Here is a 16,930-nt window from a genome sequence, read left to right as displayed (position 1 = left end):
AGCAGAATGAGTCAAACACAACGCCAGCTGCGACTGGGCGCGATTATTCAGGGCGTATCCGGCAACATGTCGGCATGGCGTCATCCCGATGCGGTGGCGGATGCCAGCATCAACGTTGATTACGTGCTGGATCTGGCGCGTAAAGCGGAGCAGGCGAAGATTGATTTCCTGTTCGTCGCCGACGGCTTGTACATTACGCCGCAGTCGATTCCGCACTTCCTCAATCGCTTCGAACCCATCACTTTGCTGTCGGCGCTGTCGCTGGTGACGAAAAACATCGGTCTGGTCGCCACGCTCTCCACCTCCTACAGCGAGCCGTTCACCGTGGCGCGCCAGTTCGCCAGCCTTGACCACCTGAGCGGCGGTCAAGGCTGGAACGTGGTGACCTCGCCGCTGGAAGGTTCGGCGAAAAACTTCTCACGCAGCAGCCATCCGGAGCACGACGAGCGCTATCGCGTGGCCAGCGAATATTTGCAGGTGGTCAAAGGGTTGTGGGATTCGTGGGAGGGCGATGCGTTTGTGCGAGATAAGCACAGCGGCGAGTTCTTCGCCGCCGACAAGCTGCATACGCTGAACCATAAAGGCCACTACTTCTCGGTGCAGGGACCGCTGAACGTTGGGCGTTCGCCGCAGGGACGTCCGATTGTGTTCCAGGCGGGCGCGTCTGAAGCGGGTAAAGCTTTCGCCGCCGAAGCCGCCGATGCCATCTACACGCGCCAGGAAACGCTGGAGCAGGCGCGTGAGTTCCGCGAAGACGTGCGCCGTCGTCTGGTGGCGCGCGGCCGCGATGCGGATGATATTCGTGTGTTTCAGGGCATCAGCGTGATTATCGGTGAAACGGAACAGGATGCCGAACGCCGCTATCAGCAAACTGCCGAGCTGGTGACCATCGATAAAGCGCTGGAGTATCTTGGCCGCTACTTTGAGCATCACGATTTCAGTCAGTACGCGCTGGATGAACCCTTCCCGGATATTGGCGAATTGGGCGCGAACAGCTTCCGCAGCACCACCGATAAGATTAAACAGAATGCGCATGCTCGCGGCTTAACGCTGCGCCAGACGGCGCTGGAGGAGGCCACGCCGCGCCCGAGTTTCCTTGGTACGGCAGAGCAGGTGGCGGACGGGCTGGCAGACTGGTTCCTGGCCGGCGCCACCGACGGCTTCATCGTGCGCGGCGGCACGCCAACGGCGTTTGATGATTTTGTGGCGCAGGTGATTCCACTGCTGCAGGCGCGCGGTATCTATCGCAATGAGTATGAAGGCGAGACGCTGCGGGAAAATCTCGGGCTGGCCGAGCCAGAGAACCAGTTCGCGGTGCAGCGCGGAAGTCAGCAGGTGGCGTGATGTTTGCCCGGTCGCCATCCCTGGCTCATGCCGCGCTTTCGCCGACGTCGTGTCGGCTCATCCTGGCCGTCCCTCTGCGCTCGGCGCTGCGGATAGCGCCCAACACCATCGCCTGTCATTACCGTATCTGGTTTGAAATTTTGCAGGCTGAAGATTGTGGGTTACCTGGTCGCCATGAATGGCGACCCTACAGGCGTTACAGCAATGATGATTCAGGAATAGGCATTGCTGCTGCAGCGCGCGCGTTGAGGCGACATCCCAACCCGCTGAGCGAGTGAGGGATTCCAGGGCGAGCCGCAGGGATGCGGCGAGAGGCGGCGCTGAGCAGGAGCGAATCGCCGCTGGTCCGTCAGGAATCGTGAGGGAGTGAAGGCACCGCGAAGCGGCGGGATGGGCTGGCGCAGGGCCCGGGAGTGAAGAGGGCGCGGCCAGGCGTCCTCTTCTCGGTCGCCGCACGGCATAGCTGAAACTGCCTCAGCCGATGGCGAACGAAAGTCGCTCAGCGCTTAACTGATCGGCATTACGCCATAAATGGAGACCCTACTGTAGGGTGCGCATTCATGCGCACCTGGACATTACAACGTCGTTACGCCGTGCACCTCGGCGTAATCTTTCCACGCTTTTACTTCAGCATAAAACGCCCGATCGGTGACGCTGAACCCGCCAATCAAACTCTCATCCAGCAGATCCTGATAACGCCGATCGCTGGTCAGTTCCTTCAGCGCACTGCGCAGTTTCACCAGCGTTGCCGCATCGGTTTTGGCGGAGGTAATCAGCGGCAGCGCGGCGCACAGCGGCGTTTCGCCGATAATCTCCAGCCCCGCCAGCTCCTCCGGGAAATTGCGGCGCAGCAGCGCCCAGGTGATGCAGTCGATGGCGGCGATATCCGCCTGGCCGCAACGCAGCGCCGCCAGCGATTGCCGATGGCTGCCGCTAAAGTGGGTTGCGCTAAAGAATCTGCCAGCGTGCGCCAGCGGCGCAATTACGTAGCGCAGCGCATTAAAGCCGGAGTGAGAATCGTTGCTGTTGCACACCGCACGCCGTCCGCGAAAATCACTCAGCATCAGCTGCTCGTCTTCGCGGCGCGCTACCAGCCAGCTGCGATAGCGCAGTCCGTCGCAGCCTTGTGCGCTTGACTGAAAGGTACCAACCAGCTGCACATCCGGCAGCAGATCGACCAGCGGATAGCCGCAGGTTTGGCTCAGCAACACATTGTCATCACGCCAGTGCGGCAGTAAATCCTGCGGCCACGCGACCTCAGCCGGCACGTCGCGTTGCAGCAGCAGCGTCGTTAGCGCTGCGGTCAGGCCGACGGTAGCCTGATGATTGATGTCGTACATCGGTAACGAAATGATGGGCATCCTGTGCATCCTTTTGCGTGCCCGGATGGGCATTAACCTCGACCGATTTGCGCCAGAAGCGCGTCAACCATTCGCCATAACCGGCGACGCGAAAACCGTGATTACGAACATGGTAGCCATCGCGATACAGCAAATAGACTTTGCGCAGGCCATACCACGGCAAACCGGGCAGATCGTGATGTACAGAATGATAGTTGAGATTGAGGAACAGCAGGCGCCACGGCAGCGCGGCTTCGTTATTCACCGACCGTGCCAGCGGTTCTTCTTCTGCGCGATGTTCGTAGAATGAGCGCACTTTGGTCAGCATTAGCGCCGGATAACTTACCGCCAGCACCAACCACAGCGGCGAGAAGCCCTGCTGCGTCATCCAGTAAAACAGTCCGCTCAGCAGTGTGAAATGGCTGATCCACATCGCCATGGCAGGTTTATCACGTTGACTAAAGGCGTTTACGCAGGTTTTGATGGTCGCGGCCATGTCCAGCAGCGGACCCAGCAGCAAACGCCCGGGAAAGGTATTGCGTAGATGAATCACCTGCTGCTGCCACGGCTTGAGCTGCGCCCAGCGTTCCGGCGCAAGGTAATAGGTTTCAGGATCTTCGTCGGGATCGGTCAGGGTGTGATTACGATGATGCGCCAGATGCGAATCACGATATAGACCATAGGGATACCACACCGCCAGCGGCAGCGTGCCGAACAACTGGTTGAGGCGGGGAAAGCGCGTTGGATGGCCGTGAATCAGCTCGTGCTGCAGCGACATATACCAGGTAGTGAAAAGGATCAGCAGCAGCGTGCTGACGGTTAATCCCAACGTTTGCCAGTAGATGACGCTGGCAAACCAGCCGCTATAGATCACCACCATTAATAGCCATGTCGGCAGTTCGCTGCGCCACAGCCAGCTGCGCGCCAGTTGATGTATCACCTCGCGCTGTTGCGTATTGAGATAAGCCGCTGTCCCTTTACTCATAACCCTACTGAACCTGCTAAAGCGGGAATATGCTGCCAAAGATGATTGATAACGGTGATCATCACAAAGAATCTCTTTTTCTTACTTATGCAAAAAAGTTGATGAAGCGCGCGAAATCTATTGGCTATCAGTCATCTCGGGTCTGGCGTAACCTTGCTGCATTGAAAACGTTCGGGCCTGCGTGGCTCACGAGGAGAATTTCAGCATGAAAAATATTGGCTTTTTATCCTTCGGTCACTGGACGCCGTCATCGCAGTCCGCCACCCGCTCGGCGCAGGACGTGCTGCTGCAATCGATTGATTTAGCGGTCGCTGCCGAAGAGTTGGGTGCCGATGGCGCCTATTTCCGCGTGCATCACTTTGCCCGGCAGCTTAGCTCGCCGTTCCCGCTGCTGGCGGCGGTGGGTGCGCGTACTAAAAAGATCGAAATTGGTACCGGCGTTATCGATATGCGTTACGAAAATCCGCTGTATATGGCAGAGGATGCAGGCGCGGCGGATCTGATCTCCAACGGCCGTCTGCAGCTTGGTCTGAGCCGGGGTTCACCTGAGCAGGTGATTGAAGGTTATCGTTACTTTGGTTTTGATCCACAGAACGGTGAAAGCGATGCCGATATGGGCCGTCGTCACACCGAAGAGCTGCTGGAAGTGCTACGCGGCGAAGGTTTTGCCAAACCTAATCCACAGCCGATGTTCCCGAATCCGCCGGGCTTGCTGCGTCTTGAGCCCTTCTCGGCCGGTTTGCGTGAGCGTATCTGGTGGGGATCCGGTTCCAACGCGACATCGATTTGGGCGGCACAGCAGGGCATGAACCTGCAAAGCTCTACCCTGAAAGATGATGAAACCGGCGAGCCGTTCCATGTGCAGCAGGCGAAACAGATTCGAGCCTATCGCGCAGCCTGGGAAGCCGCGGGACATCAACGCACGCCGCGTGTCTCAGTGAGCCGCAGTATCTTTGCGCTGACCAACGACACCGACCGCGCCTACTTTGGCCGCAGCGGACAGGATCAGGATTCGGTTGGTTTCCTCGACGAGAAAACCCGCGCCATCTTTGGCCGCAGCTATGCCGCCGAGCCCGATAAGCTGATCCAACAGCTGGCGCAGGATGAAGGCATTGCCGAAGCCGATACGCTGCTGTTGACCATCCCGAATCAGCTCGGCGTGGATTACTGTGCGCACGTGATTGAAAGCATCCTCACCCACGTCGCGCCCGAGTTAGGCTGGCGTTAAGTCTCCAGGTGCGCAGCAGTGCGCACCTGTATGAATCTATGCGCAATGAATTGCGCCGCTACAATAAGGGAACAATCCTGTAGCGGCGCGATTTATCGCGCTGTTCCAAATTATTCCGCCGCTAACTCCCACCACAGCTTATCCAGCGCGTAGTAACGGTCGCGCTCAGCTTCGGGTTGGTTCAAATCGCGCTTCCACGGTTTGGCCAGAATGAAGTGCAAATTCTTCACGTCTTCTTCGCGCCACATCGCGCTGTGCTGGAACGGCAGGGTTTTCAGCGCATTGTAGATGTAGGGCAGCGGCAGCCAGCGATTTTCGAACACTTCATTGAGCAAATCCTGCTCGGAGAAGGGATAACGGCGCAGATCGCTAATCTCCGCCACTTTCTCTTGTAACCACTTAAACACCGACAAATCAGGCTTCAGCACCAGGAAGCCGCCGTTGAGATAGCGATCGAGCGTGGACGGGGCCGGTTCGCCGCGATCCTGCCACGTATAGTGACAATTCTCCGTCTGCCAGCTGGCCGGATAACTGGCGATTTTATTCGGATTGCAGCGACAGGCGTGACACGCCGCCAGCGCATGCTTGCCGAGATCGAGCGTGAACAGCTCGTCCATATTGCGCAGCACCAGCATATCGGCATCCAGAAACACCACGCGCTCGCAGTCGACCAGCTCCCACGCGCGCAGCTTGCTCCACACTTCGCCAAATTGCGCCGAAGCGTAATGCTGCTCTAGTTCGGCATTGGGCATCAGCGGTTCAACCGGATGGATTACGCAGCCAAGCGCCTGCAACGCTTCGCGCGTTTCCAGATCGATAGCGTCTGTCACCATCACAATCAGCGGCCAGCGTGTTTCGCTGCGTTTCAGCGAACGATGCAGCGCTTTCACACCAATAAAATAGTCAGGCTGCGTTAACAGCGTTACCCATGCAAACATGGTTTCTCCCCTTCAAACTTAATCAAACAAAGCAGTGACATAGTCATTGCTAAAACGGCGTTGTGGATCGAGCTGGTTACGCACTTCACGGAAAGCGTCCCATTGCGGATAGATATCGCGCCACTGGTAGCGCTGGGGATCGTAATATTTGCCCCAGTGCGGACGTCCACCTTCGGCCGCCAGCAGCTTCTCCACTTCGGTAAGAAAGTGCAGGCCATCTTCCGACAGCGAGCCATCATCGGCGTAATAGACCACAAAGCCAAAGAAGCAGGTGGCGTGCTGGTAAGCCGGGCTGAGCCAGGCTTCAGACGCGCCGGTACAACGCAGGATAATCGGGTAGTGCATATGCGGATGGTTCTCGGCATACCACGCTTTAATCTTGCTGATAATTTGCGGCGTTTTCTCCAGCGGCACGCCGATCTCCACGTTGATTTGCGGCACGGCAATGCCACGGCAAAACAGCTGATAGATATCGCCGCTGATGTCGGTAAAGTCGCGGAAGCGCGTCACGGTGCGGAATTGTTTGCCGCCTTTGCCGTGAATCTGCGTGTCACGATGCATCTGCGCCAGCGTCTGGTCGATCGTGTCGTTCAGGCTGCTGTCGGTATCGTCGCCGTGCTCAATCACCTCGCGCTGATTGGCATACCAGGCTTGCGTCTCTTCATCGCTGGCCTGCTGTGCATTCCACACATGCATTAGATTGTCATCAACAAACCACCAGGCTTTGCTCATCTCATATTGCTGATTCCACGCGACCAGATCCTGCTCCAGCGTATCGGCAGGAACAGCGAACTTGTGGCAGGTAAACAGGCGGAAAGGGCGCGTACGCAGCGTAACGGCGGTCACGATGCCCAGCGTGCCGAGTGAAACCTGTGCCGCCGCGAAATCAGGCTCGCCGCGTACAAATTCACGCACGCTGCCGTCAGCCAGCACCATACGGATGCGCAACGCTTCATCGGCCAGCGAGCTTTGGCCTAAACCCTGGCCGTGGGTGCCGGTCGCCATTGCGCCCGCCAGCGTTTGCACCGCAATCACACCTGGCGAGGACGCCAGCATGCGATCCATATCGGTCAGCGCGCTATAGACCTGCTCCAGCGGGGTGCCGGCAGCAAAGGTCACGCTATCCGCATCTTGCGCCATCACGCCGTTAAAGGCGCTGAGATCCAGCAACAGATCCTGCTCATCCACGCCCAGCATACGACCGGGCGATAGACGACTGCCCAGCACGCGCACGTTGCCATTGGCGTTACGCAGCAGTTGTTGTAACTCCGCTTCGTTTTGCGGCTGCTGTAACTGACTGCGCTGACCAACCACCGTGTTCTGCGCCCAGTTCCACAGAGCGCTGTCCTGGTCGGTGTTGTGCGTATGGCGTAAGGGATAAAGGTGGGGGTCTTTGTTCACTACGGCGTTCCTTAGTCTGAGGTCTGTGACGGTCCCAAGCTTTTAAGCGTAGACCATCACAGCGAAGCCGCAGACTACGGGGCTTTGCGCACATATCGCAAGGTGGCGGTGACCGCTAACTGCCGATTACGGCGGATGCTGTCCTCCTCGCTATCGTTTGGCGTGAACAGCGTATGAAAGGTGTAGCGATTGGAAACGTGATGCACACAAATGCTGCTGAGCAGGCGGTGCACATCGACGGTATCCAGCTCCTGAATAAACAGCCCCTGCTGCTGACCGCGCGTCAGGATGTCGTCGAGCACATCAAGCGCACTCTTATTCAGCGTTTTAATGCGTTCCGATTGCATGATGTAGCGGCCGCGCAGCAGGTTTTCGGTACACACCAGCCGCATAAAATCCGGATGCGAAACATGATAATCAAAGCTGGCCTCCACCAGTTTGGTCATCGCCAGCTCCGGCTCCATCGCCGCCAGGTTCAGGCCGGTTTCATGCTGACGAATCGCCTGATACACCTGCTCCAGCACCTCGATATAGAGCTGCTCTTTATTGCCGAAGTGATACACCACCATGCGTTTGGTGGTTTGGGCGTGCTCAGCGATCTGCTCCAGCCGCGCGCCCTGCATGCCGAACTCGGCAAACATTTTCAGCGCACCGGCGAGGATGCGTCTCTTGAGCCCTTCAGGGTCATTTTTTCGTTTGGTTATGGTGTCCGACATAGCGCTCAGTAACAGGTCAATCAAAAGGGGAAGGATAACACAGCCATTTTCGCGCTTGTGGCGATGCGAGCGGCGTGATGCCTTTATGCATTTCAGGAATAGCATTCCCGAATAAATCATAATGCAGGAATAAGCAACTGCGTATACTGCGGTCATCTGTCGTTACGACAGCTTATTTTGACTCGCGCAATTATAACGATTGGGAAACATTTTATGCACACACGTTTGGCCTCGGTAAAAAATAAATTCCTGTTAACCGCCGGCGCTTTGCTGCTGGCGAGTGCGGCGCTGTCGCCATTGTCCATCGCGCATGCGGCGGATAAAACCTCAATCAAAGTCGGCATTATGAGCGGCGAAGATGAAGATGTCTGGCGCGAAGTCATCAAGCAGGCCGCCAGCAAAGGCCTGACGGTGAAAACGGTCATCTTCAACGACTACAACCAGCCGAACGAAGCGCTACAAAACGGTGAGGTGGACGCCAACGCCTTCCAGCATCAGCCGTTCCTGAATAACCAAATCAAGGTGAATCACTACGATATCGTACGCGTGGGCGATACCGCCGTCTGGCCGATTGGTCTCTACTCGAAGAAAGTAAAAACGGCCGCCGAGCTGAAAGAGGGCGCGGTCATTGGCGTGCCAAACGATCCCTCCAACGAAGCGCGCGGCCTGGTGCTGCTGGAGCAGCAGGGGCTGATCAAACTGAAACCGGGCGTGGGCATCGCGGCGACCACCGCTGATATCACCGCTAACCCCCATCACCTGCAAATCAAAGAGCTGGATTCCGGCATCATTGGCCGCTCTGTTCCCGATCTGGATGCTGCGGTGGTGAACACCGACTGGGCGCTGAAAAGTGGCCTGACCGCCGCAGACCGCATTGCCCAGGAGCCGGTAAAAGATAACCCATACAACAACTTCATTGCGGTGAAGAAAGAGAACGTCAGCGCGCCATGGGTGAAAACGCTGGTCTCTTCTTATCAGAACGATGCTGTGAAGACCGTGTTTGACAAGGTCTACAAAGGCACCGGTGAGACAGCCTGGTAAGGAACAGAAAGATGACGCTATTCTCAGCAGCCGAAACGCCCTTTAACGCTTTAACGCGCGGCGTGGCCGACAGTACGCATGACGAGGCGCAGGTGACGTTTCGCAACAGCACCAGCGTGGTGCGCCTGCAAGGTGTGTCGCGGCGCTTCAGACAGACGCAGGCGCTACGCGATATTTCGTTAACGGTGCAGAAAGGCGAAATTCTTGGCCTGATTGGGCGCAGCGGGGCGGGGAAATCCACGCTAATCCGCTGTCTTAACGGGCTGGAGCAACCTGATGAAGGCGTCATCGAAATCGAAGGCCGGAACATCACCGGCCTGTCAGAAAAACAGTTACAAACGGTGCGCAGCCGCGTCGGCATGGTGTTCCAGCACTTCAATCTGCTGTCGGCGAAAACCGTGGCGCAGAACGTGGCGCTGCCGCTGAAAATCGCTGGCATGGCTAAAGCGCAACGCCAGCAGCGCGTAGCGGAATTGCTGGAATTGGTGGGATTAGCGGACAAAGCGCAAAGCTATCCGGCGGCGTTATCCGGCGGACAAAAACAGCGTGTCGGCATTGCGCGCGCGCTGGCGGCCAGTCCGGCGCTGCTGCTGTGTGATGAAGCCACTTCCGCGCTCGATCCGGAAACTACGCGCTCAATTCTGGCGCTGCTCAAATCCCTTAATCAAAAACTTGGCATCACTATTCTGCTGATTACCCACGAGATGGAGGTGATCAAATCTGTCGCGCATCGCGTGGCGGTGATTGATGCCGGGCAAATTATCGAACAAGGTCCGGTGTGGCAGGTGTTTGCTCATCCGCAATCGGCGCTGACGCGCACGCTACTGCGTGGCTTGTTGCCGCAGCTGCCGGAAAACCTGGCCGCGCGCGTGAGCGATCAACCGCAGGGTGAAGCCATCTACAGCGTGCACTTTGCCGGCGACGATGCGCAGGGCGATCTGCTGACGCGTTTTGCCGCGGCGCTGCCGGGCAAATTCCGCCTGCTGCAAGGCGGTGTCGATCACATCCAGCACTACGCGGTGGTGCGTTTCTTTATCGCGCTCCCGGTGGCGAATGCCGCCGATGAGCAACAGATTCTCAGCTGGCTGCACACGCAGCAGGCACAAGTGGAGTTGGTAGGTTATGTCGCCAGTCATGATTGATTTACTGCTCAATGCGCTGGGCGAAACGGTATTGATGACCGCCATTTCCGGCCTGTTTTCGCTGCTGGCGGGCTTGCCGCTCGGCCTGATTCTGGTGATGACCAGCCCCGGCGGCATTGCTGAACATCGGGCGATCAATCGCGTGCTTGGCCTGGTCATCAACAGCTTCCGCTCGCTGCCGTTCATTATTTTGCTGGTGGCGCTGATTCCCTTTACCCGCTTCCTGGTGGGAACGTCGCTCGGTACCTGGGCGGCGATTGTGCCGTTGTCGATCACCGCAACACCGTACTTCGCACGCGTGGCGGAAGTTTCGCTGCGCGATGTCGATCGCGGCTTGATCGATGCGGTACGCGCCATGGGTGCCAGTAAACTGCGCATCGTCTGGGATGTGCTGATCCCGGAAGCGCTGCCCGGCATTCTTTCCGGCTTTGTGGTCACGCTGGTGGCGCTGATTGGCGCTTCAGCAATGGCCGGTGCGATTGGTGCGGGCGGGCTGGGCGATCTGGCGATCCGTTACGGTTATCAGCGTTTTGAAACCTCGGTGATGATCGCGGTTATCGCGGTATTGATTGTGTTGGTATGCGGCATTCAATGGATCGGCGACCGCCTGGTGCAGCGCATTGATAAGCGTCATGCGTAGCCAGGTGCGCATCAATGCGCACCCTACAACACCGCTATCTGCCGTCATTCCGCATCGCCCATTCCGCCATCGGCCCCGATTCACCGTAGGGTCGCCATTTATGGCGACCGCATAGCAAAAGGAGAATGACTATGACGCTGAACGCCCTTCAGCTCACGCTTGAAAACAGCCTCGAACAGCACAGCGCCGCCTATCTCAAGGTCTCGCAGGCGATATTTCAAAACCCCGAAACCGGCAACAACGAGTATTTCGCCAGTGAACAGCTGACACAGCTGCTGACGGCGCAGGGTTTTGACGTCACCCGCAACGTCACCGGACATGAAACCGCCTTCTATGCGGTGAAGAGCAGCAGCAAACCTGGCCCAACCATCGCTTTTCTGGCGGAATATGATGCGCTGATCGGTATCGGACACGCCTGCGGCCACAATCTGATCGGCACAACCAGCGTGGCGGCAGCAATCACACTTTCTCAGGTACTGGAAGAAACCGGTGGCCGAGTAGTGGTGCTGGGTACGCCAGCTGAAGAGGGCGGATTAGCCGGGCCGGGCGGCCCCAAAGGCAACGTGAAGAAACGCTTTGTCGAAGCCGGATTGCTGAAAGAGGTCGACGTGGCGCTGATGGTGCATCCCGCCGGTAAAACCCGCTTGACCGAGTCAACGCTGGCCAACAATCACCTCTATTTTCATTTTTACGGCAAGCCATCGCATGCCGCCAGCGCGCCGCATGAGGGCATTAACGCGCTGGATGCCTTGGTGCTGCTGTACAACGGCATCAGCGTGCTGCGCCAGCAACTGCCCGACGGCGTGCGCGTGCACGGCATTATTACCAACGGCGGTCAGGCCCCGAACGTGATCCCGGAATATGCTTCGGCGCATTACTACATTCGCGCCGACAGCCGTGACGTTGTCGAATCACTCGAACCGCGTCTGCGCGCTATCGCTGAAGGCGTGGCGCTAGCCACCGGCGCGCGCGTCGAGATTGATCATCAAATTGGCCCGCGCGATTTCAAACTCAATCCGGCGCTGGATGCGCTGCTGCTGGATGAGTTTAGCGCCGCAGGCGAACAGGTTGATCTGTCGCCACAGAAGAACAAAGTGTCGACCGATGCCGGTGACATCAGCCATGCGGTGCCGACTGCGCATCCGTGGCTGAAAATCGGTCCTGACGATCTAATTTTCCACACCGTGCCGTTCCGTGAAGCAGCGAACTCAGAACGCGGCTATCAGGCGCTATTGATTGGCGCGCGGGTACTGGCGCGTACCGGCTTACGTCTGCTGACCGATGCGGATGCATTAACCAACGTCAAAGCGGATTTCGCGCGCCAGCCATAAAGGAGAGTGTTGTGTCGCAAACCTATCGCAGAAAATTGAAAACGCTGGTCGGCGCCAGCAGTGTTATCTCCGCCGCCAATGATGCTCAGCCAGGCGTCGGCATGGCACGCGCCATCGAACTGGCGAAGATTGCAGAACGCGAAAAGATTACCGGGCTGTTCACCGCCGATTTACTGCAAGCCGATCCGGCGGGGTTAGCCGGCACCACCGGCACCCAGGATCCGCTGATTGCGCTGGCGGCGTTGAGCCAGGTGACCTCACACATCGGGTTGATTGCCACCGTCAGCACCAGCTGGCTGCATCCCTACAATCTGGCGCGTCAGGTCGGCACGCTGGATCACATCAGCGGTGGACGCGCGGGCTGGAACGCGGTGACGTCTTCGGTCGGCGAAGAGAACTTTGGTGAGAGCCAACTGCCGCCACCGCAGGAGCGCTACGCGCGCGCCACTGAGTTTATTGAGGTCATGAATGCGCTGTATGACGCCAACGAACGCGCGGCGGTGCAGCGCACTGCCAGCGGCGGCATCCGTCTCGATCACCAAAAGCTGCATCCGATCAACTATCGCGGCGACTATTTCCAGGTGGCGGGCCCGCTCAACGTGCCACCACCACCGCAGCGCCGTCCGGTGCAGTTCCAGGCGGGCCAGTCTGAAGCGGGCGTGACGCTTGGCGCACGTTACGCCGAAGTGATTTACACCTCGCAGCCAACCTTTGAGGCCGCGCAGGCGTTTGTCGCCGATGTGCAGCAGCGCGCACGACGTTTTGGTCGCGAACACAATCCGCCGCTGATCATGAATTCGTTCCACGCCATCATTGGTGACAGCGACGCCGATGTGGCGCGTCGTTTACGCGATAAGCATGAGCGCATCAACTTTGAACAAGGCAGATTACGCGTGGCAGATATGCTGGGCGGAGAGGTCGATCTGCGCGATGCGCCGCTCGACCAACCGCTTGCGGCAGCATTGATTCCCGAGTTGTCACAGGTGCATCGCCGCCAGGGGCGCGCGGCCATCTTCCGTGGTTATGCGCTGGAAGGATTGACGTTACGCGAGCTGATCATTAAAGCCGAAGAGACCGGCCACTGGTTTGTCGCTGGCACGCCGGAAACGCTGGCGGATGCCATCGAACAGCGCTATCGGGCCGGTTTGCTGGATGTGATTTCACTGCACGGCCTCGGGCAGCCGGACCAGCAGGATTTACTGCTTAACGGCCTGCTGCCGGAACTGCGTCGCCGCCAACTGATTGATACGGATTATGTGGGTAATGATTTCCGCAGCAGTCTGGAGCTGGCGGATTTACCACGCGGCATCGATTAATCAGCGCTGTTTCCATGAAGGTGCGCATCACTGCGCACCTGGCTGGCGACTGTACGAATCGCAAGTCCAAGGGCGTTAGCGCGAGATCACGCTAAATCTCCGTTACCGCCAGTAAGGTTATCCGCCGCGCAACATATTTGAGAACAGCTTCTCGTTGCGCTTCAGGCATGTGACTTTTGGTGTAGGTATCAATAATCAGCTGATGATTACTGATAATTTCGTTTAGCCATTTTTGTGCCAACGCGGGATGAATATTCATACCCTGCGCGAGCACAATAAAGTCTACTCCCAGGTATTCTCCGTAAAGCGAATTAATCCCTGGCGCACTCTCCACATCATTTTCTTCACGTTCTAAAAGAGGCAGTGCTAAATATTCTTTAAACGCCGCAGAGTAGGGGACAACGCTAATAAAGTCATAGACTGGGGCCAGGTAAGGTGCTCCCTTTTCAGGGAGGATGATCCCGATATTACGCAGATGAAAATCATTATTACCCAGTAGGTAGGCATAGACGATGCGTAAAAAGATATCTCGCTTACTTTTTAAACCTCCGTTCACTGAACGGTTCAAAAACTTAGCGGCTTTCTCGTAGCTGGTGGTCTTCTTATTATCTATATTGCCATATTTATCGCCGAGGCCCATCGCACCATCCAACTGCTCCTGATGCAGTCTTGCTTTATCTTCTCCCAACCGGTCATATCTTTTAATAACAAAAGCGAGTTCATCTGGCCGGCTGTCATCATGCTTAAATGGCATAAGCCCAAAGGGGGGAACGTCAAATTTTAGGCGCTGCATGATGCACATAGTTGCATGCTCATTTTCCGCCAGATGTGGATACTCTTCTGGTGAGGGCTTTAGGATATAGGTCCCATCGTTGCTGACGACATTCAACTCGCCATTTTCCAGGCGGAGGGAGAGTTTGGGTTGATAGCCTGAAATACTCATCCCTTTCTGACGTTCTGGAAGTTCCTGAATAAACTGGCTACGTGTAAAAGGCAGGCTGAGGGATACGTGTAAACTCCCCAGTAAGTGTTTAATACCTTTTGTTGAGTAGCCCGTTGTTAACTCGGATCCTTTAAGCAGGTGTAAATTTATCAGACAGCGTTCCGGGTTCATTATTTCATCTCTTTGAGTACGACTGCACCGAGCAAATCGTCACCATTCTGCATCAGTAAACCGAAGAGATCTTTATCATCAATTTTTTGAATTTCAGCATATCTCTTTCGCAACCATCCCTCCGGGGCCAATCCTTTGAAAAAGGGGTGAAGTTCTTCACTGATATAAGGCTCCGGTCTCACCGGCATACTTAGAGAGATCGCCCGCCCGGTATAATTGGCTTGATAGTAGAAAGCAAACCCCATTTCCACTTCACTCAACGTACCTACAGGATGGTTGTATAACCACACACCTATTTTTCGAGCCATACTTTTATTCCTAGCTCTTTGAGCAGCGCATGAAGATTGGCAGCCTTAGCTGATGCTGGCTTAGCAATCATCCGCTTAAACGTAGAGATGGAAACGCCAATTTGTATAGCCATTTCTTCATAAGTGATGTTTTGACGCTTAAGCTCTCCTGTCAGGAGTGTCGGCAATAATGGGAACTCGAGGGCATTGAGAATCGGCATGTCGTTAGAGTTACGGAAATTTTCAGCGACGACTAACGAATCAGTTTTCAACATCCACTCTTCTATTACTCTCTGTTTATCTGATGCAGAGAGTTTCTCAAGTAGCGATTTGATTTCATCAAGTTTCATTTTTGACACTTCCGCGCATTTTAACGCTGACAAAGAGCGATATGACTCGACTATAGTGAGTAAAGGTTCATTTTTGAACCTATTAGGTGATTTTTCGTCGTGTGGAGGCAAGAAAATGAAAAATTTTTATGAAAAGTATCATTTATGATACTTCGAGGGTGCGGAGCATTAACCGTAAAACACGTGTAAGGATGCAGGAAAACAAAAAGCCCGCTTAGTTTCCTAAGCGGGCTTCTCTAAATTTGGCTCCTCTGACTGGACTCGAACCAGTGACATACGGATTAACAGTCCGCCGTTCTACCGACTGAACTACAGAGGAATCGTGTGAACGAGGCGCATATTATCGATGCCGATCCCTATTGTCAAAGCCCGACTGCACACTTTTGGTTTAAGTGCGCGTAAAAGCAGCGGAATGCTGCTTTTCTGGCTTGAATGATCAGATTCTAAACTGCCAGCAAGATCTCACTTTAAACGCAATTCTGGTGAGATGTTAGATGCGTGTCAAAGTTTTGTTATTTGCCGATTTTAAAACAATCATTTCAGTGCTTTTATGATGAAAGTTTCAAATGTCAGTTAGATGAAATAAATGAACTGCTTATCATCACCTGCGAAACCACTTGCGGTAACTGAAACAGGATTTCGAAAATAAGTAACTGATAAAGATTAAGTTGTAAGAAACGACGATAGCAAACCGATAGCGTTAGACCAGAAGCCTTACCTCTACAACCACAAAAAAAACGCCAGCGATGTTGAGTGAATGTAAAAGATATTTTTCATTCGTGGTATCAGCCAACCTGAGCTTGTTAACGTAAAAGAAGGGTTACCTATGAAATTCAAAAAAGCGTTAGTGACTTCCCTGTTAGCTTGCATGTTACCTGCCGCAGTGATGGCAAAAGACCTTCAGGTGGGCGTTTCTATGGCGCTATTTGATGACAACTTCCTCACCATTCTGCGCACCGCAATGCAAAAAGAGATGACCAAAGATGGCATTAAAGGTCAGGTCGAAGATGCAAAGGGTGACGTTTCACAACAGCTGCAGCAGGTGCAGAACTTCATCGGTCAGGGCGTTGACGCCATCATCGTTAACCCGGTCGATACCAACGCGGTGAAACCACTGGTGGACGCGGCAGCGAAAGCCGGCGTGCCGCTGGTATTTGTGAACCGTAAACCGGCGGGTGAGCTGAAAGATAAAATGGCGTTTGTCGGTTCAGATTCTGAACTGGCAGGCCGTCTGCAGATGGAAGCGTTAGCCAAGAAGATGAACGGCAAAGGCAACGTGGCGATTCTGTTGGGCGATTTGGCCAATGAATCCACCCGCGAACGCACCAAAGGTGTTGAAGCGGTAGTGGCGAAATATCCGGACATCAAAGTGGTGCAGAAACAGACCGCGAAATTCACCCGTAACGATGCGGTTGACGTGGTGAGTAACTGGCTGACCGCCGGTGACGACATCCAGGCCATTGCTTCTAACAACGATGAAATGGCGATTGGTGCGCTGCAGGCGCTGGGTAAAAACCCGAATCACATCCTGGTTGCGGGTGTCGATGGCACGCCCGATGCGCTGCAAATGATCAAGAACGACAAAATGGTCGCTAGCGTGTTCCAGGACGCTAAGGGCCAGGGCGAAGGTGCGGTGCAAACTGCGGTCAAACTGATTAACGGCGAGAAAGTGCAAAAAGTGGTCGATATCCCGTTCCAGCTGATCACCAAAGAAAACTACGAAAAATTCGCCAGCCAGAATCAGAAATAACCCGTTC

Annotated in this window: 16 protein-coding genes and 1 tRNA gene; 8 read left to right on the top strand and 9 right to left on the bottom strand. The window is 55.6% G+C overall.

Annotated features, from left to right (window positions below):
* Positions 1-6: 6 nt before the first annotated feature.
* On the top strand, positions 7-1,344 hold the full coding sequence (locus WH298_RS02180; RefSeq protein WP_180822094.1) for an LLM class flavin-dependent oxidoreductase: 1,338 nt from the start codon (positions 7-9) through the stop codon (positions 1,342-1,344).
* 575 nt (positions 1,345-1,919) lie between these two features.
* On the opposite strand, the gene WH298_RS02175 is transcribed toward WH298_RS02180, so the two are convergent.
* Complete coding sequence (locus WH298_RS02175) at positions 1,920-2,705, bottom strand: phosphate/phosphite/phosphonate ABC transporter substrate-binding protein (RefSeq protein WP_180822093.1); 786 nt, start codon at positions 2,703-2,705, stop codon at positions 1,920-1,922.
* Positions 2,602-3,669: a fatty acid desaturase gene (locus WH298_RS02170; protein WP_180822092.1), complete on the bottom strand. Its 1,068-nt coding sequence runs from the start codon at positions 3,667-3,669 to the stop codon at positions 2,602-2,604. The genes WH298_RS02175 and WH298_RS02170 overlap by 104 nt, the downstream gene beginning before the upstream one ends.
* A gap of 205 nt (positions 3,670-3,874) precedes the next feature.
* On the opposite strand from WH298_RS02170, the gene WH298_RS02165 reads away from it, so the two are divergent.
* Positions 3,875-4,897: an LLM class flavin-dependent oxidoreductase gene (locus WH298_RS02165; protein WP_007891009.1), complete on the top strand. Its 1,023-nt coding sequence runs from the start codon at positions 3,875-3,877 to the stop codon at positions 4,895-4,897.
* A gap of 110 nt (positions 4,898-5,007) precedes the next feature.
* On the opposite strand, the gene WH298_RS02160 is transcribed toward WH298_RS02165, so the two are convergent.
* The 3 genes from WH298_RS02160 to WH298_RS02150 all read right to left on the bottom strand — a co-directional run bounded on the left by WH298_RS02160 (position 5,008) and on the right by WH298_RS02150 (position 7,952).
* Entirely contained in the window at positions 5,008-5,835 is an 828-nt protein-coding gene (locus WH298_RS02160) for a glycosyltransferase family 8 protein (RefSeq protein ID WP_180822091.1), read from the bottom strand.
* 18 nt (positions 5,836-5,853) lie between these two features.
* Positions 5,854-7,236, bottom strand: coding sequence for a D-arabinono-1,4-lactone oxidase (locus tag WH298_RS02155; RefSeq protein WP_180822090.1), 1,383 nt, complete (start codon positions 7,234-7,236; stop codon positions 5,854-5,856).
* Between the two features lie 74 nt (positions 7,237-7,310).
* The gene (locus WH298_RS02150; protein ID WP_036621675.1) at positions 7,311-7,952 is read right to left on the bottom strand and encodes a TetR/AcrR family transcriptional regulator; all 642 of its coding nucleotides are present in this window, start codon (positions 7,950-7,952) and stop codon (positions 7,311-7,313) included.
* Positions 7,953-8,165: 213 nt separating this feature from the next.
* Between WH298_RS02150 and WH298_RS02145 the strand changes: the two genes are divergently transcribed.
* The 5 genes from WH298_RS02145 (at position 8,166) to WH298_RS02125 (ending at position 13,422) form a co-directional block, all read left to right on the top strand.
* Entirely contained in the window at positions 8,166-8,993 is an 828-nt protein-coding gene (locus WH298_RS02145; RefSeq protein WP_007891001.1) for a MetQ/NlpA family ABC transporter substrate-binding protein, read from the top strand.
* 11 nt (positions 8,994-9,004) lie between these two features.
* On the top strand, positions 9,005-10,135 hold the full coding sequence (locus tag WH298_RS02140; RefSeq protein WP_180822089.1) for a methionine ABC transporter ATP-binding protein: 1,131 nt from the start codon (positions 9,005-9,007) through the stop codon (positions 10,133-10,135).
* Positions 10,116-10,775 carry a methionine ABC transporter permease gene (locus WH298_RS02135; RefSeq protein ID WP_007890997.1) on the top strand — a complete coding sequence of 220 codons (660 nt, stop codon included), beginning with the start codon at positions 10,116-10,118 and terminating at the stop codon, positions 10,773-10,775. Before WH298_RS02140 ends, WH298_RS02135 begins: the two co-directional genes overlap by 20 nt.
* A gap of 131 nt (positions 10,776-10,906) precedes the next feature.
* Positions 10,907-12,106 (top strand): M20 family metallopeptidase, encoded by a 1,200-nt coding sequence (locus WH298_RS02130; RefSeq protein ID WP_180822088.1) that lies wholly within the window; start codon positions 10,907-10,909, stop codon positions 12,104-12,106.
* An 11-nt stretch (positions 12,107-12,117) separates the two neighbouring features.
* Positions 12,118-13,422, top strand: coding sequence for an NtaA/DmoA family FMN-dependent monooxygenase (locus tag WH298_RS02125; RefSeq protein ID WP_180822087.1), 1,305 nt, complete (start codon positions 12,118-12,120; stop codon positions 13,420-13,422).
* Positions 13,423-13,513: 91 nt separating this feature from the next.
* Here WH298_RS02125 and WH298_RS02120 read toward each other — a convergent pair whose 3' ends face one another.
* The 4 genes from WH298_RS02120 to WH298_RS02105 all read right to left on the bottom strand — a co-directional run bounded on the left by WH298_RS02120 (position 13,514) and on the right by WH298_RS02105 (position 15,492).
* Positions 13,514-14,536 carry a type II toxin-antitoxin system HipA family toxin gene (locus WH298_RS02120; RefSeq protein WP_180822086.1) on the bottom strand — a complete coding sequence of 341 codons (1,023 nt, stop codon included), beginning with the start codon at positions 14,534-14,536 and terminating at the stop codon, positions 13,514-13,516.
* Complete coding sequence (locus tag WH298_RS02115; RefSeq protein ID WP_180822085.1) at positions 14,536-14,844, bottom strand: HipA N-terminal domain-containing protein; 309 nt, start codon at positions 14,842-14,844, stop codon at positions 14,536-14,538. Before WH298_RS02115 ends, WH298_RS02120 begins: the two co-directional genes overlap by 1 nt.
* Positions 14,829-15,173, bottom strand: a complete 345-nt coding sequence (locus tag WH298_RS02110) for a helix-turn-helix domain-containing protein (RefSeq protein WP_180822084.1) — start codon at positions 15,171-15,173, stop codon at positions 14,829-14,831. The genes WH298_RS02115 and WH298_RS02110 overlap by 16 nt, the downstream gene beginning before the upstream one ends.
* Before the next feature lie 243 nt (positions 15,174-15,416).
* A tRNA-Asn gene (locus tag WH298_RS02105) sits at positions 15,417-15,492 on the bottom strand.
* 507 nt (positions 15,493-15,999) lie between these two features.
* On the opposite strand from WH298_RS02105, the gene WH298_RS02100 reads away from it, so the two are divergent.
* Positions 16,000-16,923 carry a sugar ABC transporter substrate-binding protein gene (locus WH298_RS02100; RefSeq protein WP_049852517.1) on the top strand — a complete coding sequence of 308 codons (924 nt, stop codon included), beginning with the start codon at positions 16,000-16,002 and terminating at the stop codon, positions 16,921-16,923.
* The last annotated feature ends 7 nt before the right edge of the window (positions 16,924-16,930 follow it).

Origin of the sequence: Pantoea nemavictus (assembly GCF_037479095.1) — a bacterium.
Lineage (GTDB): Bacteria > Pseudomonadota > Gammaproteobacteria > Enterobacterales > Enterobacteriaceae > Pantoea > Pantoea nemavictus.
This window is presented reverse-complemented; position numbering and strand designations above follow the sequence as displayed.